Annotated in this window: 13 protein-coding genes, 12 tRNA genes, 3 rRNA genes, 1 other RNA gene and 1 other annotated feature (1 of these 30 cut by a window edge); of the genes, 3 read left to right on the top strand and 26 right to left on the bottom strand. The window is 48.7% G+C overall.

The features are described from left to right. The 18 genes from AC3IRK_RS00200 to tadA form a co-directional block, all read right to left on the bottom strand. A tRNA-Arg gene (locus AC3IRK_RS00200) sits at positions 1-13 on the bottom strand; it reaches 61 nt to the left of the window's first position. 8 nt (positions 14-21) lie between these two features. After that, a tRNA-Leu gene (locus AC3IRK_RS00195) sits at positions 22-104 on the bottom strand. A gap of 36 nt (positions 105-140) precedes the next feature. Next, positions 141-215, bottom strand: a tRNA-Gly gene (locus tag AC3IRK_RS00190). 11 nt (positions 216-226) lie between these two features. Continuing rightward, positions 227-310, bottom strand: a tRNA-Leu gene (locus tag AC3IRK_RS00185). A gap of 9 nt (positions 311-319) precedes the next feature. Then, positions 320-395 (bottom strand) — tRNA-Lys (locus AC3IRK_RS00180). Between the two features lie 25 nt (positions 396-420). Next, positions 421-496 (bottom strand) — tRNA-His (locus AC3IRK_RS00175). 10 nt (positions 497-506) lie between these two features. Continuing rightward, a tRNA-Thr gene (locus tag AC3IRK_RS00170) sits at positions 507-582 on the bottom strand. 8 nt (positions 583-590) lie between these two features. Further along, positions 591-666 (bottom strand) — tRNA-Phe (locus AC3IRK_RS00165). Positions 667-693: 27 nt separating this feature from the next. Further along, positions 694-769 (bottom strand) — tRNA-Asp (locus AC3IRK_RS00160). Positions 770-841: 72 nt separating this feature from the next. Continuing rightward, positions 842-957: ribosomal RNA gene (gene rrf, locus AC3IRK_RS00155) — 5S ribosomal RNA — on the bottom strand. A 48-nt stretch (positions 958-1,005) separates the two neighbouring features. Further along, positions 1,006-3,920, bottom strand: a 23S ribosomal RNA gene (locus AC3IRK_RS00150). Between the two features lie 165 nt (positions 3,921-4,085). Continuing rightward, positions 4,086-5,647: ribosomal RNA gene (locus AC3IRK_RS00145) — 16S ribosomal RNA — on the bottom strand. The 16S, 23S and 5S rRNA genes sit together here with 9 tRNA genes alongside, the layout of an rRNA operon. A 345-nt stretch (positions 5,648-5,992) precedes the next feature. Then, positions 5,993-6,217: a YaaL family protein gene (locus AC3IRK_RS00140; RefSeq protein ID WP_026827023.1), complete on the bottom strand. Its 225-nt coding sequence runs from the start codon at positions 6,215-6,217 to the stop codon at positions 5,993-5,995. Continuing rightward, on the bottom strand, positions 6,214-6,813 hold the full coding sequence (gene recR, locus AC3IRK_RS00135; protein ID WP_012368933.1) for a recombination mediator RecR: 600 nt from the start codon (positions 6,811-6,813) through the stop codon (positions 6,214-6,216). The genes AC3IRK_RS00140 and recR overlap by 4 nt, the downstream gene beginning before the upstream one ends. Before the next feature lie 18 nt (positions 6,814-6,831). Further along, complete coding sequence (locus AC3IRK_RS00130) at positions 6,832-7,152, bottom strand: YbaB/EbfC family nucleoid-associated protein (protein ID WP_012368932.1); 321 nt, start codon at positions 7,150-7,152, stop codon at positions 6,832-6,834. A gap of 23 nt (positions 7,153-7,175) precedes the next feature. After that, positions 7,176-8,861 (bottom strand): DNA polymerase III subunit gamma/tau, encoded by a 1,686-nt coding sequence (gene dnaX, locus AC3IRK_RS00125; RefSeq protein ID WP_214856012.1) that lies wholly within the window; start codon positions 8,859-8,861, stop codon positions 7,176-7,178. Between the two features lie 95 nt (positions 8,862-8,956). Continuing rightward, positions 8,957-9,223, bottom strand: an RNA gene (gene ffs / locus AC3IRK_RS00120) — signal recognition particle sRNA large type. Between the two features lie 48 nt (positions 9,224-9,271). Beyond that, a complete protein-coding gene (tadA, locus tag AC3IRK_RS00115; protein ID WP_489170234.1) occupies positions 9,272-9,778 on the bottom strand; it encodes a tRNA adenosine(34) deaminase TadA in 507 nt (168 codons plus the stop codon). 108 nt (positions 9,779-9,886) lie between these two features. Here tadA and AC3IRK_RS00110 point away from each other — a divergent pair, with 108 nt between their 5' ends. Together AC3IRK_RS00110 and AC3IRK_RS00105 are read left to right on the top strand one after the other, a co-directional pair. After that, positions 9,887-10,516 carry a deoxynucleoside kinase gene (locus AC3IRK_RS00110; protein WP_131504505.1) on the top strand — a complete coding sequence of 210 codons (630 nt, stop codon included), beginning with the start codon at positions 9,887-9,889 and terminating at the stop codon, positions 10,514-10,516. After that, positions 10,513-11,190: a deoxynucleoside kinase gene (locus tag AC3IRK_RS00105; RefSeq protein ID WP_012368928.1), complete on the top strand. Its 678-nt coding sequence runs from the start codon at positions 10,513-10,515 to the stop codon at positions 11,188-11,190. The genes AC3IRK_RS00110 and AC3IRK_RS00105 overlap by 4 nt, the downstream gene beginning before the upstream one ends. A 39-nt stretch (positions 11,191-11,229) precedes the next feature. Here AC3IRK_RS00105 and AC3IRK_RS00100 read toward each other — a convergent pair whose 3' ends face one another. From AC3IRK_RS00100 to pdxS, 8 genes are all read right to left on the bottom strand, one after another. Further along, positions 11,230-11,694 (bottom strand): DinB family protein, encoded by a 465-nt coding sequence (locus tag AC3IRK_RS00100; RefSeq protein ID WP_131504506.1) that lies wholly within the window; start codon positions 11,692-11,694, stop codon positions 11,230-11,232. Positions 11,695-11,800: 106 nt separating this feature from the next. Then, positions 11,801-11,890: transfer RNA gene (locus AC3IRK_RS00095), tRNA-Ser, on the bottom strand. A gap of 35 nt (positions 11,891-11,925) precedes the next feature. Next, a tRNA-Ser gene (locus tag AC3IRK_RS00090) sits at positions 11,926-12,016 on the bottom strand. 35 nt (positions 12,017-12,051) lie between these two features. After that, positions 12,052-12,142, bottom strand: a tRNA-Ser gene (locus tag AC3IRK_RS00085). Between the two features lie 137 nt (positions 12,143-12,279). Next, entirely contained in the window at positions 12,280-13,557 is a 1,278-nt protein-coding gene (serS, locus tag AC3IRK_RS00080; protein ID WP_131504507.1) for a serine--tRNA ligase, read from the bottom strand. A 63-nt stretch (positions 13,558-13,620) separates the two neighbouring features. Then, positions 13,621-13,829, bottom strand: a binding site (T-box leader). 12 nt (positions 13,830-13,841) lie between these two features. Next, the gene (locus tag AC3IRK_RS00075; RefSeq protein WP_131504508.1) at positions 13,842-15,089 is read right to left on the bottom strand and encodes a D-alanyl-D-alanine carboxypeptidase family protein; all 1,248 of its coding nucleotides are present in this window, start codon (positions 15,087-15,089) and stop codon (positions 13,842-13,844) included. Positions 15,090-15,183: 94 nt separating this feature from the next. Then, a complete protein-coding gene (pdxT, locus tag AC3IRK_RS00070; protein WP_131973723.1) occupies positions 15,184-15,762 on the bottom strand; it encodes a pyridoxal 5'-phosphate synthase glutaminase subunit PdxT in 579 nt (192 codons plus the stop codon). Then, positions 15,756-16,643, bottom strand: coding sequence for a pyridoxal 5'-phosphate synthase lyase subunit PdxS (pdxS, locus tag AC3IRK_RS00065; RefSeq protein WP_489170716.1), 888 nt, complete (start codon positions 16,641-16,643; stop codon positions 15,756-15,758). The genes pdxT and pdxS overlap by 7 nt, the downstream gene beginning before the upstream one ends. A 129-nt stretch (positions 16,644-16,772) precedes the next feature. Here pdxS and pdxR point away from each other — a divergent pair, with 129 nt between their 5' ends. Beyond that, a complete protein-coding gene (gene pdxR, locus AC3IRK_RS00060; RefSeq protein ID WP_489170233.1) occupies positions 16,773-18,167 on the top strand; it encodes a MocR-like pyridoxine biosynthesis transcription factor PdxR in 1,395 nt (464 codons plus the stop codon). Positions 18,168-18,207: the final 40 nt, after the last annotated feature.

The following is an 18,207-nucleotide window of genomic DNA, read 5'->3' as shown; positions in this document are numbered from 1 at the left end:
GAGCTAAGGGTGCATAATAAGTGCGGTCGAGAGGACTTGAACCTCCACAGTGTTGCCACCACTAGGCCCTCAACCTAGCGCGTCTACCATTCCGCCACGACCGCAAATTATGCTATTTGATGTTTCTTATATGAAAAAATTGGAGCGGAAGACGGGATTCGAACCCGCGACCCCGACCTTGGCAAGGTCGTATTCTACCACTGAACTACTTCCGCATAAATATAAATGGTACGGGTGAAGGGACTTGAACCCCCACGTCAAAGACACTAGATCCTAAATCTAGCGCGTCTACCAATTCCGCCACACCCGCATAAAAAAATGGTGTGTCATGCAGGATTCGAACCTGCGACCCTCTGATTAAAAGTCAGATGCTCTACCAACTGAGCTAATGACACAAATAGTATGAAGTTAAAAATAAAATGGGGCGACTGATGGGAATTGAACCCACGAATGCCGGAATCACAATCCGGTGCGTTAACCACTTCGCCACAACCGCCATATTAAGATGGTGCCGGCAACAGGAGTCGAACCCGCGACCTACTGATTACAAGTCAGTTGCTCTACCAGCTGAGCTACACCGGCAGGTGTAATGGTGGCTTTGGACGGAATCGAACCGCCGACACGAGGATTTTCAGTCCTCTGCTCTACCGACTGAGCTACAAAGCCATACTAAAAAGTTTCGGTAAATAAAAATGGCGGTCCTGACGGGATTCGAACCCGCGATCTCCTGCGTGACAGGCAGGCATGTTAACCGCTACACCACAGGACCGTGGTAACTTGACGACTTCTATAATACTATATCAATCTGTCAAAATTGTCAAATACTTTATTAAAAAAGTATGCCTGGCAACGTCCTATCCTCACAGGGGGAAGCCCCCAACTACTTTCGGCGTTCAAGTGCTTAACTTCCGTGTTCGGCATGGGAACGGGTGTGACCACTTGGCTATCGTCACCAGACGACGGGCTCGCGCCCTCAAAACTGAAGTCATCAACAAGATCATCTGCTAGAACAAGGCCTCGACCGATTAGTATCACTCAGCTCCGCATGTCGCCATGCTTCCACCCGTGACCTATCTACCTCATCGTCTCTGAGGGGTCTTTCTTGATTACTCAAAGGGAAATCTCATCTTGGAGGGGGCTTCATGCTTAGATGCTTTCAGCATTTATCCCGTCCGCACGTAGCTACCCAGCGATGCTCCTGGCGGAACAACTGGTACACCAGCGGTGCGTCCATCCCGGTCCTCTCGTACTAAGGACAGCTCTCCTCAAATTTCCTGCGCCCACGACGGATAGGGACCGAACTGTCTCACGACGTTCTGAACCCAGCTCGCGTACCGCTTTAATGGGCGAACAGCCCAACCCTTGGGACCTACTCCAGCCCCAGGATGCGATGAGCCGACATCGAGGTGCCAAACCTCCCCGTCGATGTGGACTCTTGGGGGAGATCAGCCTGTTATCCCCAGGGTAGCTTTTATCCGTTGAGCGATGGCCCTTCCATGCGGAACCACCGGATCACTAAGCCCGACTTTCGTCCCTGCTCGACTTGTAGGTCTCGCAGTCAAGCTCCCTTCTGCCTTTGCGCTCTACGAATGATTTCCAACCATTCTGAGGGAACCTTTGGGCGCCTCCGTTACTGTTTAGGAGGCGACCGCCCCAGTCAAACTACCCGCCTGACACGGTCCTCCAGCCGGATGACGGCTGCGAGTTAGAGACTCTATGCATGAAGGGCGGTATCCCAAGGGTGACTCCTCCGAAGCTGGCGCTCCGGTCTCGACGTCTCCCGCCTATCCTGTACATCATGCACAAAGCCTCAATATCAGGCTGTAGTAAAGCTCCATGGGGTCTTTCCGTCCTGTCGCGGGTAACCTGCATCTTCACAGGTACTATGATTTCACCGGGTCTCTCGTTGAGACAGTGCCCAAATCGTTACGCCTTTCGTGCGGGTCGGAACTTACCCGACAAGGAATTTCGCTACCTTAGGACCGTTATAGTTACGGCCGCCGTTTACTGGGGCTTCGGTTCAAAGCTTCGCTTGCGCTAACCCATCCCCTTAACCTTCCAGCACCGGGCAGGCGTCAGCCCCTATACGTCATCTTGCGATTTAGCAGAGACCTGTGTTTTTGCTAAACAGTCGTTTGGGCCTATTCACTGCGGCTCTACTCATGTAGAGCGTCCCTTCTCCCGAAGTTACGGGACCATTTTGCCGAGTTCCTTAACGAGAGTTATCCCGCGCGTCTTAGAATTCTCATCCCGCCTACCTGTGTCGGTTTACGGTACTGGCACCTTCCACCTCACTAGAGGCTTTTCTTGGCAGTGTGAAATCGTGACCTTCGTCCCTACGGGACTCCGCATCGTTCCTCGACTTTGGTGCCTGACGGATTTGCCAATCAGACGGTCTCGAAACTTACACATGCACTTCCATCCGCATGCGTCACTATCCTCCTGCGTCCCCCCATTGTTCAAACGGTGGATCGGTGGTACAGGAATATCAACCTGTTATCCATCGCCTACGCCTTTCGGCCTCGGCTTAGGTCCAGACTAACCCTGAGCGGACGAGCCTTCCTCAGGAAACCTTGGGCTTTCGACGGAGGGGATTCTCACCCCTCTTTTCGCTACTCACACCGGCATTCTCACTTCCAAACGCTCCACTGCTCCTTACGGTACAGCTTCACAGCGGTTTGGAACGCTCCCCTACCATTCCTTACGGAATCCGCAGCTTCGGTGGTATGTTTAGCCCCGTTACATTTTCGGCGCGGCGCCACTCGACTAGTGAGCTATTACGCACTCTTTGAATGGTGGCTGCTTCTAAGCCAACATCCTAGCTGTCTAGGCAGCGCCACATCCTTTTCCACTTAACATACACTTTGGGACCTTAGCTGGCGGTCTGGGCTGTTTCCCTCTTGACTACGGATCTTATCACTCGCAGTCTGACTCCCGAGTATAAGTTGCCGGCATTCGGAGTTTAACTGAATTCGGTAACCCTGTGGGGGCCCCTAGTCCAATCAGTGCTCTACCTCCGGAACTCTCAACCTCGAGGCTAGCCCTAAAGCTATTTCGGGGAGAACCAGCTATCTCCAGGTTCGATTGGCATTTCACCGCTACCCACACCTCATCCCCGCACTTTTCAACGTGCGTGGGTTCGGACCTCCAGTCAGTGTTACCTGACCTTCATCCTGGACATGGGTAGATCACCTGGTTTCGGGTCTACGACAACGCACTATGGCGCCCTATTCAGACTCGCTTTCGCTACGGCTCCGCCTCATCAGCTTAACCTCGCGCGCTATCGTAACTCGCCGGTTCATTCTACAAAAGGCACGCCATCACCCATTAACGGGCTCTGACTACTTGTAGGCATACGGTTTCAGGATCTATTTCACTCCCCTTCCGGGGTGCTTTTCACCTTTCCCTCACGGTACTGGTTCACTATCGGTCACTAGGGAGTATTTAGCCTTGGGAGATGGTCCTCCCGGATTCCGACGGGGTTTCACGTGTCCCGCCGTACTCAGGATCCACTCTGGAGGGAAAACAGTTTCAGCTACAGGGCTGTCACCTTCTTCGGCCGACCTTTCCAGGTCGTTCGCCTACTGTCTTCCTTTTTGACTCCGTATAGAGTGTCCTACAACCCCGGAGAGCATGCTCTCCGGTTTGGGCTGTTCCCGTTTCGCTCGCCGCTACTCAGGGAATCGCATTTGCTTTCTCTTCCTCCGGGTACTTAGATGTTTCAGTTCCCCGGGTCTGCCTCACGCTACACTATGTATTCATGTAACATGTCCCATCCCATTACGGATGGTGGGTTCCCCCATTCGGAAATCCTCGGATCAAAGCATACTTACTGCTCCCCGAAGCATATCGCTGTTCGTCGCGTCCTTCATCGGCTCCTAGTGCCAAGGCATCCACCGTACGCCCTTCATACCTTGATCTAGCATTTTGGTATTCTAAGAACACACGTCTAATGACATGGTTATAAAAATTTGATGTCTTGTTGATGTCTTCAGTTTTCAAGGTGCGAGTGTCTCTTTCGAGACTGAGAGACGAGCTCTCAAAACTGAACGATGGGCATGTCCCGTAAGGGACGTTTTCCTTAGAAAGGAGGTGATCCAGCCGCACCTTCCGATACGGCTACCTTGTTACGACTTCACCCCAATCATCTACCCCACCTTCGACGGCTGGCTCCTTGCGGTTACCTCACCGGCTTCGGGTGTTGCAAACTCTCGTGGTGTGACGGGCGGTGTGTACAAGACCCGGGAACGTATTCACCGCAGTATGCTGACCTGCGATTACTAGCGATTCCGACTTCATGCAGGCGAGTTGCAGCCTGCAATCCGAACTGGGAACGGCTTTCTGGGATTGGCTCCACCTCGCGGTCTCGCTGCCCTTTGTACCGTCCATTGTAGCACGTGTGTAGCCCAACTCATAAGGGGCATGATGATTTGACGTCATCCCCACCTTCCTCCGGTTTGTCACCGGCAGTCTCCCTAGAGTGCCCAACTAAATGCTGGCAACTAAGGATAGGGGTTGCGCTCGTTGCGGGACTTAACCCAACATCTCACGACACGAGCTGACGACAACCATGCACCACCTGTCACCCTTGTCCCCGAAGGGAAAACTTGATCTCTCAAGCGGTCAAGGGGATGTCAAGAGTTGGTAAGGTTCTTCGCGTTGCTTCGAATTAAACCACATGCTCCACCGCTTGTGCGGGTCCCCGTCAATTCCTTTGAGTTTCAGCCTTGCGGCCGTACTCCCCAGGCGGAGTGCTTAATGCGTTAGCTTCAGCACTGAGGGGCGGAAACCCCCCAACACCTAGCACTCATCGTTTACGGCGTGGACTACCAGGGTATCTAATCCTGTTTGCTCCCCACGCTTTCGCGCCTCAGCGTCAGTTACAGACCAAAGAGTCGCCTTCGCCACTGGTGTTCCTCCACATCTCTACGCATTTCACCGCTACACATGGAATTCCACTCTTCTCTTCTGTACTCAAGCCTTCCAGTTTCCAATGACCCTCCCCGGTTGAGCCGGGGGCTTTCACATCAGACTTAAAAGGCCGCCTGCGCGCGCTTTACGCCCAATAATTCCGGACAACGCTTGCCACCTACGTATTACCGCGGCTGCTGGCACGTAGTTAGCCGTGGCTTTCTCGCAAGGTACCGTCAAGGTACGAGCATTACCTCTCGTACTTGTTCTTCCCTTACAACAGAGTTTTACGATCCGAAAACCTTCATCACTCACGCGGCGTTGCTCCATCAGACTTTCGTCCATTGTGGAAGATTCCCTACTGCTGCCTCCCGTAGGAGTCTGGGCCGTGTCTCAGTCCCAGTGTGGCCGATCACCCTCTCAGGTCGGCTATGCATCGTCGCCTTGGTGGGCCATTACCCCACCAACTAGCTAATGCACCGCAAGGCCATCCCAAGGTGACGCCGGAGCGCCTTTCATCATCAGACCATGCGGTCTGAAGAACTATTCGGTATTAGCTCCGATTTCTCGGAGTTATCCCAATCCTTGGGGCAGGTTCCTTACGTGTTACTCACCCGTCCGCCGCTCATTCCCTTCACTTCCCTCCGAAGAGTTCCGTGAGCTTCCTGCGCTCGACTTGCATGTATTAGGCACGCCGCCAGCGTTCGTCCTGAGCCAGGATCAAACTCTCCATAAAGTGTTTGACTTGCTCGTTGTTGTGACCGAAGTCACATTGACGAAGCTTGCGCTTCATTCATTTTTTGTATCCGAAGATACGTTTTTTGCCTCATCGTTCAGTTTTCAAAGTTCGTCCGCGCCTGTTTTGGCGACTCAATTAGAATACCAAGTCTGAAACAATAAGTCAACAACTTTTTGAAAGAAGTTTTTTCTTGTTTCCGGCAGTGCGCTCATCCTCTTAAGGACAAGAATTAATATACCACGATAATTACAACCTGACAACTCTTTTATTAAATTAATTTTAAAAAGAAGATAAAAGAAGGCTACCTCCCCATTACTAGGCGGTAGCCTTCCTCTTTTTTCATTATAAGCGAACAGTCGGTAGCGAGACACGTCGTTTCTTCGCTTCTCTAATATAGAAGTAATAAACGGATTCAGCCAGCTTCATTTGAGCTTCGAGATCACCGTAGTCATCGTAACTGATTTCAAGCAAACGGCGTTTCATCAAGTAGTTTTCTTGTGCCTGCGCCAGTTCCCGAAGAAAACGTTCATCATATTCGCTCCGGATTTTTTTCCGAAACCAATTCATAACTCGCGTCTTCCCTCCATGGCACGGGATAACGTTACTTCATCCGCGTACTCTAAATCACCACCGACCGGAAGACCATGGGCAATCCGGGTAACACGAATACCCGTCGGTTTCAGCAGTCGGGAAAGATACATGGCTGTCGCTTCCCCTTCAATGTTCGGATTCGTTGCCAAAATGATTTCTGTAATGGCTTCATCCGCCTGCAAGCGCGTCAATAAGCTCGATACATTGATATCTTCAGGACCGATTCCTTCCATTGGACTGATTGCCCCGTGTAAGACATGGTACAACCCTTGATAGTCCCGCATCTTTTCCATCGCGATGACATCCCGTGAATCTTGAACGACACAAACGATTGTCCGGTTACGGTGTTTATCAGAACAGACGTAACATGGATCTTTATCTGTGATATTCCCACAGATGCTGCAGTACGAAATATCACGCTTTGCGCTTACAAGGGCCTTTCCGAACATCAGCACATCGTCTTCTTCCATATCAAGGACATGGAACGCAAGACGGACAGCCGTTTTCGGACCGATTCCTGGTAACTTCGTAAAACTTTCGATTAAGCGGCTGATTGCTTCAGGATATTGCAATTCGTTTCCCCCTACAGTTTAAAACATTCCCGGCATGTTCATTCCTTGTGTAAATTTACCCATCTTACTCGAAACGAGTTCATCCACTTTTTTCAAAGCATCATTCGTAGCCGCTAGAACGAGATCTTGAATCATCTCAACATCGTCCGGATCAACGACTTCTTCTTTAATGATGACATCGATGATATTTTTATGACCATCTGCTACGACTGAGACCATTTCGCCACCGGCCGTTCCTGTCACCGTCAAGTCCTTTAACTCTTCTTGCGCTTTCGCCATATCTTTTTGCATCTTTTGCATTTGTTTCATCATATTGTTCATATTCCCCATACCACGCATAATTCTTCCTCCTCTAACTGAAATTAGTCTTCGAATTCTACGATATCACCAAATCGTCCGAGCGTCTCGGACAACAATCGATCTTCTTCCGATTCGACTGCCACTTCTTTCTCTTCTATATTACTACTATTTCGTTTCGCAACAAACTCTGCTTTTAGTTCTTTCCAGTCACTATCGAGAATCGCAAGAATTTGACGTTTGACGCCACAGACCTCAAACAACGCTTCTTCAATGACGAAACGCGTCCGTTCGTTGGTCATGACCTGTTCAAAGTGCCATCCTTTTCCGTTATCGAATTCAATCAGCAACGTATCCTCTGAGCATAAGACCGGTTTACTTTCGTGTACCAAAGAATAAATCGGACCATCTTGTTTTAGAATCAATTTCAAAATGGCATCCCAACGTTCTTGAATCTCAAGAAGCTGCGTCTTCTCTGCACGACTCAACATTTGCCGAATTCTTTCCTTGGCAATCCGTACTGTCGGTCGTGCTTGTTTTCGCTTAGCGGGCTGTTGGGCAGTGGCTCCTTCGGCAGCCGGGACTCCGGTCACTTTTAACTGATGCATCTGTTCCTTCAGTTCCCGTACCTCTTGTTGCAAACTTTGCATGATTTGTCCTGTCGTCCGTCCTTGTTCCGCGATCTGAATGAACGCAATCTCGACTAGAACACGGGGATGGTTCGTCAAACGCATCTGCTGCTGGCAGTCATGTAACTGTTCAATGACATGGAAACATGTTTCTGTCTCGATCGTCTCGACGAATGTCTTGAACGCTTCCGTCGGTCGAGCCCGTTCCAGTAAATCAACTGCTGTCGGAGACGTTTTGAGTAGCAATGTATCACGATAGAAAAACACCAAATCTTCAACGAAACGCTTTAAGTCTTTTCCTGCACGTTGCATTTTTTCAAGCGTCTGCAACAACTGGTCGACTTGATGAGCTTGCAGGGCATTGGCGACCGCGAGCAATGCTTCATCCTCGACCGCACCCGTCACTTCTAATACGGCATCATCATTTAAGTCTCCATTTGAAAAGGCAACTGCTTGATCGAGCAGACTTAATGCATCCCGCATTCCGCCATCCGCAGCCCGGGCAATCAATCGTAACGCCGTTTCCGTGTAGCCGATCGTTTGATCCGACAAGATGTACTGCATCCGTTCCATTAATTGATCCACTTCATGCCGTTTCACATCAAAACGTTGGCAACGTGAAATAATCGTCGCCGGAATTTTATGCGGTTCTGTCGTTGCCAGGATGAAAATCGCATGTGCCGGCGGTTCTTCCAATGTTTTTAATAACGCATTGAAGGCACCGGTCGATAACATATGGACTTCATCGATGATATACACTTTGTACGCTGCTTCCGATGGCGGATATTTGACCTTATCCCGGATTTCACGGATTTCATCAACACCGTTGTTGGACGCGGCATCGATTTCAAATACATCAGGACTTGATCCTTCTGTAATCGCCCGACATGTCGGACATTCGTTGCATGGTTCATTTACAGGCGCTTTTTCACAGTTGATTGCCTTCGCAATGATTTTTGCCAGACTTGTTTTCCCCGTCCCCCGTGGTCCAGAGAACAGATAGGCATGTGACATCCGTTCTTCCATCAAGGCGTTTTGAATCGTCCGGGTAATGTGGGCCTGTCCGACGACTTCATCAAAACGTTGCGGCCGGTACACCCGATATAATGCTTGATAGGCCAAGTTTGCGCCTCCTCTATTTATAATCCTCTTTCTATTCTACCTAAAAAAGTCTACAACCGGAACCGGCTGTAGACTTGTTATCTAAAATTAAACTGCCGCGCACCATATTCTGAAATAGGTTCAACATGCGTTACTCACGCAGCCTGCTCAGTCCAAGCACTCCTGCGGCACACAGAGAGCACCACTTAAGGCTGCTTCCTTCCGGACCTGACCTGGTTCATGGGTATCTGTTGCGCAGGACTCAAACGTCAACGCTACTTACGTAAGGCAGACCACACCAATCCTATCCCTCGATATGGAATTCAGTCTCGCTATAGCGGATTGCGAGTGACAGGGAACCGCTACATCCCCACCTAGCACGGCAAATGGTTTATCGTATTTTAGTGGCACTTGTTTCGAGTGCTTTTTCATTATACTGTTTCATCGGTCCCGTTGCAACCCATTGCCCGTTTCTGTTGTTTCTTTTTCGCCCGAAGCACCCGGAAAAATGTAGTCAGCATCTCGCCACACTCCTGTTCAAGGACACCACCTGTCAATTGTGACACATGATTGAACCGGTCATCCTGAACCAGATTCATCAACGTTCCGCAACAGCCGCCTTTCGGATCGACCGCTCCGAAGATGACGTGTTCGATCCGCGACAGCATGATGGCTCCGGCACACATCGGACAAGGTTCGAGTGTCACATAGAGTTCGCATCCTTCGAGACGCCAGTTGGCGAGCTTCCTGCAGGCTTCTTCGATCGCTAACAGCTCTGCATGCGCCGTCGCCTGATGATTCGTTTCCCGGTGGTTATAACCGGTCGCGATCACCTCATCCCCTTTAACAATGACACAACCAATCGGGACTTCTCCGATGGCTTTTGCTTTTTTTGCTTCCTCAATGGCAAGGTGCATATAGTGTTCATGCCGTTCCATCATCACACTTCCTATCTTTACAAAAATTCTCTCCGGGAAACTTCGGCAGGTGCCCCTGCTTTGTGCTAAAATATAAATTGCACTTTGCTGAACGGAGGGTAATTGAATATGTTCATAACGGTTGAAGGACCCATTGGTGTTGGAAAAACTTCACTTGCTAACGCCATCAGTCACCATTTCTCATTTTCTATGTTACGCGAAATCGTCGAAGAAAATCCCTTTCTTGGAAAGTTCTATGAAGACATTGAAGAATGGAGTTTCCAAACGGAAATGTTCTTCCTGTGTAATCGCTTTAAGCAACTCGATGATATCGAACGTCACTATCTCAGTAAGCAACGCTCTGTCGTCGCTGATTATCATATCTTTAAAAATCTTATTTTTGCCCATCGTTCTCTGAAAGTCGAGCACCTCGATAAGTACGAACAAATCTATTCGATCCTGACAACGGATATGCCTAAACCGGATGCCGTCATTTATTTAGATGCAAGCATCGACACATTGATGAAACGTGTTGCTTTACGAGGACGTGAGATTGAAGAAAACATGTCACGTGCTTACCTCGAACAACTGGCAGCTGATTACGAAACGTTCGTCACGGATTATCAATTCAAACATCCGGAAGTGAAAGTCATCCGTTTCAACGGAGATGAACTCGACTTCGTCAAACGTCCGGAAGATTTAGAATATGTCCTGACAAAGATCCGCAATGAATTATATGAAGGAGCGAACCACGCATGAACTCGAAGTTACGCGAAAAGTACAACATCCCGGCAGACGCCGTCATCACGATCGGCGGAATGGTCGGTATCGGTAAATCGACGATTACAAACGGTCTAGCAGACTCACTTGGTTTCCGGACATCTCTTGAAAAAGTCGATACGAACCCTTACCTCGACAAATTTTATCATGATTTCGAGCGGTGGAGCTTCCACTTACAAATTTACTTCCTTGCTGAACGCTTTAAGGAACAAAAGAAAATCTTCCAATACGGTGGCGGCTTTATTCAAGACCGTTCGATTTACGAAGATACAGGTATCTTTGCGAAGATGCATTTCGAAAAAGGAACGATGTCGCCAACAGACTATGAAACGTACTCGAGTTTATTTGACGCGATGGTCATGACACCGTTCTTCCCGCATCCGGATCTCCTGATTTATCTCGAAGGATCGTTTGAACAAGTTTTAGAGCGGATTCGTTTACGCGGACGCGAAATGGAACAACAAACGCCAATCGAGTATTGGGAAGAAATGTACGAACGCTATACGAACTGGATCAATAACTTCACGATCTGCCCTGTCCTTCGTCTATCGATTGACGAATACGATTTGTTGAACGAACCGGAATCCATCGAACGGATTTTATCAAAAATCGACAAACAACTTGAAGTTGCCCGCACAGCTAAAATCCGCTAATCCAAAAGCCCGTCGACGGTTAGGTCGACGGGCTTTTTTTCATGCTACGGTTACTTGTTCAATTTGAGCCCGGTGATGCAAATCGTGTTGCATCATGGCACCTAAAAAGTCGAGAAGCGAAATCGTTTTTCCTTTTGACGTGAATGTATCCGTCAACCGGTCTTCCGGAATCAGTTCAACGGCACGGTGCAACCGGTCACGGCTGACTAAAAATTCATCAATCGTCAAAATCCGTTGTTGTTCCCGGCTCATTTTTGCAGCCTCTTCGTTAACAGCCTCGCTGTCCGGTTTCACACGGAACGGCTCATTGGCCAAAATATATGGCAAGCGTTCCGCGACAAGGAACCGGTCCCACGGCGATAAATGACCAATGATTTCAGCGACTGTCCATTTCCCTTCCGCATAAGGTGTCCGCCATGCTTCTTCCGGTATATGTTCAAGACCACGAACAAAATCCATCGTGTCCTGATAATGCGTGAGTAACGTTTGTTTAGTGAGTGTCATAGTTGCTGCTCCTTTTTCTGTCTAAGATGTAGGAAAACATAGCATGCCACTCTCGATGGAAGCAATAAAAAAGCACCTCACCATGAATGGGAGATGCTTATATAAGCGGAGTCGGTGGGATTCGAACCCACGCGGGCCTTGCGACCCCTAACGGATTTCGAGTCCGTCCCCTTCAGCCGGGCTTGGGTACGACTCCATGTTACATGTAATTTTAGGTAAAAAAAAAAGAAGTGGAGGAGGCGGTGGGATTCGAACCCACGCACGGCTTTCGCCGCCTGACGGTTTTCAAGACCGTTCTCTTAAACCACTTGAGTACGCCTCCAAGTTATATGTAGTTTTCAGGTAAAAAAAAAGAAATGGAGGAGGCGGTGGGATTCGAACCCACGCACGGCTTTCGCCGCCTGACGGTTTTCAAGACCGTTCTCTTAAACCACTTGAGTACGCCTCCGTACTTATAATTGCGCGTCGTGTTGTACGAGCGCCTTCCTGACATAAATTATGATAGCATCTTGGTTTTATTGTGTAAAGCCTTTTTCTAAAAAAACTTTTTAAAAAATCAGAAGGGGGAAATCTCCCCCTTCCTACTTATCCTTGAATGACTTCAAGACCGCCCATGTATGGACGAAGTACTTCTGGAATAACAACTGATCCATCTGCTTGTTGATAGTTCTCAAGAATTGCCGCTACCGTCCGTCCGACTGCAAGTGCAGATCCGTTTAACGTATGGACGAATTCCGGTTTGGCATTCGCTTCCCGACGGAAACGGATTTGTGCCCGGCGCGCTTGGAAATCTTCAAAGTTTGAGCAAGAAGAAATCTCACGGTACACACCTTGGCTCGGCATCCAAACTTCGATGTCATATTTCTTCGCAGCTGTGAAACCAAGATCTGCTGTACACATGCTTAAAACTTGATACGGAAGTTTGAGTAATTTCAGCACGTCTTCTGCTTGTCCTGTCAATAACTCAAGCTGTTCGTATGATTCTTCCGGTTTGACGAAGCGGACCAGTTCCACTTTGTTGAATTGGTGCTGACGGATCAAACCGCGGGTATCACGGCCGGCAGAACCTGCTTCAGACCGGAAACATTGGCTGTAGGCTGCATAACCGATTGGTAATTGATCGGCTGACAGGATTTCTTCCCGGTGCATGTTCGTCACCGGTACTTCTGCTGTCGGGACAAGGAAATAGTTGGTGTCTTCGACTTTGAACGCATCTTCTTCAAATTTCGGAAGCTGTCCTGTTCCTGTCATAGAATCGCGGTTGACCATGAGTGGCGGAAGAATTTCCGTATAGCCGTTTTTATCCTGGTGTAAATCCATCATGAAGTTGATCAATGCCCGCTCGAGACGTGCACCGGCACCGCGGTAAAAGACGAATCGGCTGCCCGTTACTTTTCCGGCACGCTCGACATCAACGATTTTTAATTGCTCCATCAAATCCCAGTGCGGTACAGCTTCAAAATCAAATGCCGGTTTATCGCCGACTTCGCGGATGACGACATTATCGTCTTCCGTAGAACCGATTGGGACACTGTCATGGGGAATGTTCGGAATCCCGAGCAACAACAGGTTTAGTGTCGCTTCGACTTCACGCAATTCTTCATCAAGCGCTTTGACTTCATCGCCGACTTGACGCATCGCCGCAATCGCCTCATCCGCATTTTCTTTGTTGCGTTTCAGTTCTGCGATTTTTTTTGTTGCTTCATTGCGTTCTGCTTTTAGAACTTCTGTTTTCGCAATCAGTTCCCGGCGCTTTTCATCAAGTGCGAGGAACCGGTTCATGTCCGTCAAATCTTCCCCCCGGTGTGCTAGTTTTTCTTGGATTGCGTCAAAATCCTGACGCAGACGTTTAATATCAATCATCTTATTTCCTCCTTTTTTTCAATAAAAAAAGGCAATCCATCCCTCTCCGGTTCTAAAAAACCGAAGAGGGACGAATCACCTGGATCCGCGTTGCCACCCTCATTGCTAGTCGTACTAGCCAACTCTAAAGACGCGATAACGGGCGTACCCGCACCTTGTTCGCAAGGTGTGTGATCCGGCTCGATTCAAAGTATCCTTCTGACTAGTTCGCACCACCCACTAGCTCTCTTAACAGAATAAATGCTTCTACTTGGTCCGTTCATGACATCATTATGAGATTAGCTTTACTTTACACTATCCCCTTTAAGGTTGACAAGGGTTGGTTGATGAATCGCTTGACTGATTTTTTTGGACCAGGCCGAAACTGCACGGAACAAACGTGTCTGGAAGCTCGCCAGTTCAACTTTTTCAGCACTGGTTACGACAGCCTGAGGAACGGAAAAGCCGGGCAAGTACCGTCCGGCGTCCTCCACTTGGACCGTCCCGATGGCTTCACCCCGCTTTAAAGGGGCTTCGGCTTTTGAAAATTGAAAGACGGGCGTCTGGGGTTTCGGCTGATTTTTTAATACCGTCACGTATAAAGCTGTTTTCGTCACAACATCATAACGGGCTTGTTTTGCCCCTCGGATCGGTAAGGCGCCTTTAATTTGTTCTCCTTTTCCGTAATACGTCAACGGTTCAAAAGAAGAAAAACCATAATCGAGCAATTTTTTCGTTTCGGCGAATCGGGCTTTATCCGATTTGGTGCGCATGACGACCGAAACGAGCGTTAAATTCCCACGGGTTGCGACACTCGCAAAACAGTAACCGGCAAGATCCGTCGTTCCGGTCTTCATTCCCCGCATTCCGCTGTATACATACGGTTGACGCGGCAACATCTTATTGGAGTTTTCCACCTTCGCTCCATTGATTGTAATGAATGAACGTTTCGTCACATCTAATACATCCGGATAGTCTTGAATGTAACGGATGATCAAAAGCGAAATATCCATCGCCGTCATCAAGTTCGTTCCCGGTAATGTCGCATCGACAGCATCCAGTCCGGATGCATTTGCATATTCCGTGTCTTTCATTCCCAGTGCGGCCGCCGTTTCATTCATCCGTTCGACGAATTGTTTTTCCGTTCCAGCCATGACTTCTGCCAACAGGACGGCAGCATCGTTAGCCGATTTAATGAAGGCCGCATCATACAGTTCCCGAATCGTATACGTTGTTTTCCGAATCGGTAACCGGGCAATTCCTTGTGTTTTCGCAAGTTTCAACACTTTTCCACTTGGTCGAACCGTTTGATTCCACGACAGTTTTTTCTGCTCAATTTGCTGACGCACTAGATAAAGTGTCATCAATTTTGTCATCGAAGCCGGCGGTAACGACAACTCAGCCTGTTCAGCCAATAAGATCTTACCTGTCACAGCATCGACCATTATGTAAGATTCCGCCTGAATGTCCGGTGTTTCCGCATAGCCTGTCATCGGTGACAAACCAGCTGTCAGTATAAGTACACTCAGGAAGAGTGTGAAAAGACGTTTCATCGGTCCTCTCCTTCAAATGATGTTCTATCTTTTCAGTGTAGCACAAAAAAAGAAACCGACAGCCGGAAACTGACGGTTTCTCTGTTGCTTTTGATCAAACAGAAACAGCATTACGCTGTCTGATTTTTTGAATGAAATAGTCATGAAGACGTCGGTCTGACGTTAACTCCGGATGGAAGGAGCAGGCGAGATGGAGGTCCGTCTCGACGGCAACGGCCGCTGTTCCCAGCGTAGATAAGACGCGTACGCCTTCTCCGACCTGTTCGACAAAAGGAGCTCGGATGAAAACAGCTTCGATATCCTGCCCTACGCCTTCGACAATCAAAGATGTCTCAAAACTGTCGACTTGTCGCCCAAACGCATTTCGCTTTACTGTCATCGGGATGGCTCGTAAATGGGCAGGACTTTCACTCAATTCACTTGCCAGTAAAATCATTCCGGCACATGTACCGAACATCGGTAACGTATCAATTTGAAGCCGCAAGACATCGAGCAATCCATAGCGATCAATCAACCGGCGTATCGTCGTTGATTCCCCGCCCGGTAAGATTAAACCGTCGATCCCGTCCAAGTCCGCAGCCGACTTGACGATCATCGTTTTGACTCCGAGTGTATGAAGCATCTCCTGATGTTCCCGGACCGCGCCTTGGACACCTAATACACCAATTACCATCCGCGTGGTGCCATCCGTTCTTCAAACGGCATCGACGTCACATCGATTCCTTTCATCGCGGTGCCCAGTCCTCTCGAAAGATGGGCAATCCGTTCGAAATCATCTTTATACGTCACGGCTTCGACGATAGCTTTCGCCACGCGTTCTGGATGTTCCGATTTAAAGATACCAGAACCGACAAACACACCATCGGCTCCGAGATGCATCATCAAGGCGGCATCGGCCGGCGTCGCAATTCCACCCGCTGCAAAATTGACGACGGGAAGACGCCCTGCTGCTTGAATCTGTTGTAATACTTCGTAAGAGCCTCCCCACTCTTTACTGCGTGTCATCAATTCATCGGGTTGTGAATGAAGAATCTGCTGAAGTTGCGCTTGAATCTTCCGCATATGACGAACAGCTTCCACGACATTGCCTGTCCCCGGTTCCCCTTTTGTCCGGATCATGGCCGCTCCTTCTGCAATCCGTCGTGCTGCTTCCCCTAAATCACGTGCTCCACAGACAAACGGGACTGTAAACGCCGATTTCAACAAATGATATTCTTCATCTGCCGGCGTCAGGACTTCACTTTCATCGATAAAATCAACACCTAATGATTCAAGAACCCGTGCTTCCACGATATGTCCGATACGGCATTTCGCCATCACCGGAATCGACACGGCCTGCAAGACGTCTTCTGTAATGAGTGGATCAGCCATCCGGGCCACTCCACCGTCACGCCGGATGTCCGATGGTACCCGTTCAAGTGCCATGACTGCCACCGCACCGGCAGCTTCTGCGATTTTAGCCTGCTCCGCATTCACGACGTCCATGATGACACCACCCTTTTGCATTTCGGCCATCCCTCGTTTGACACGATCTGATCCTTGTTGTCGCTCCATCATTTTGAACTCCCCCTAGACATTGATAGTATTTCCAATCGCTGATACTTTTTAGTATATTCTTCGTTGACTATTTTAAAAGTATCAGTTTATGATGAATTAACCAGGTCAGTGAAAAGGAGACAATCTATGGACATGTTATCGTTTGAGTTAGTACGGGAGGGAAACCGTCCGTTGTATGAACAGCTGTATCAACAAATACGTCAGGAAATCATTGAAGGACGCCTGGCCTACGGGACGAAATTACCGTCAAAACGAAAGCTTGGCCAGTTTTTAAATCTCAGCCAGACGACCATTGAACTGGCTTATCAACAATTGGTCGCAGAAGGATATGTCGAATCCGTTTCCCGGAAAGGTTACTTCGTCTTAGCGTATGAAGAGCTGGCGTATGTTAAAACAACACCTTTGCCGACAAGTCAACGGACAAATCAAAAACCGACCATGCGGTACGATTTTCACCCAAGTAAAATCGACGGCTCCTCTTTTCCTTTTTCACGTTGGCGAAAACATGCCAAGGATGTCATCGATGAACAACATCAATCACTCGTCTCCCTCGGACATCCGCAAGGTGATTTAGCGTTACGTCTTGAGATTGCGACGTATCTTTATCATTCACGAGGGGTCGTCTGTTCTCCAGAACAGATCATCATTGGTTCCGGCGTCGAACAACTTCTGCCGCAAATCATCTTTTTGTTAGGAAAATCGACGACTTATGGTATTGAAGATCCAGGGTATCATGCGACACGCTTAATCCTTGAAAGTCATGAACGAAAGACCATTCCGATTCCTGTCGACCAAAACGGTTTAACGATTCATTCTCTGATTCAAAGTCCAGCCGATGTGATGTATGTGACACCAGCCCACCAGTTTCCGTCCGGCAGTATTCTGTCTGTCAATCGACGCCGGCAGCTGCTAAACTGGGCAGCTGAATCGGATAGCCGTTATATCATTGAAGATGATTATGACAGTGAATTCCGATACAGTGGAAAATCAATTCCTTCCTTGCACAGTATGGACAGTGAGCGGGTGATTTACCTGAGTACATTTTCAAAATCGTTAATGCCGTCCCTTCGAATCGGATATATGGTGCTGCCCCGCCCTTTACTAGAACGATATCAAACTGAATTTCCGTACTACACGTGCAGTGTCTCCCGATTTGATCAAACGATTTTGACACGCTTCATGAAAGAAGGCGACTTTGAGAAACATTTGAACCGGATGCGAAAAATCTACCGTCGGAAACTCGATGTCGTCGTTCACGCTCTCCGGGATGTTCCGTTTCTGCGATTGACGGGTGAAAGCGCCGGCCTTCATATCGTCCTTTCCGTCTCAAACGGAATGGACGAACAGGAGTTACTGCGACGGGCGAATGAATCTTCCATTCAAGTGTATGGTTTATCAAATTATGCCCAACTTCCGTTATCCACAGTTCATCCACAGATTGTTCTCGGATTTGCAAGTCTGACAGAACAACAGTTGAATCAAGGGCTTACTGAGCTCGTTTCAGCTTGGCAGTTACAGTAAGTTTATCCACAAGGTTATCCACAAAAAACCCTGCGACCTT

The sequence above is a fragment of the Exiguobacterium sp. GL_137 genome, assembly GCF_057834585.1.
The sequence above is the reverse complement of the archived record's forward strand: the minus strand, read 5'-3'. Positions and strand labels throughout refer to the sequence as shown.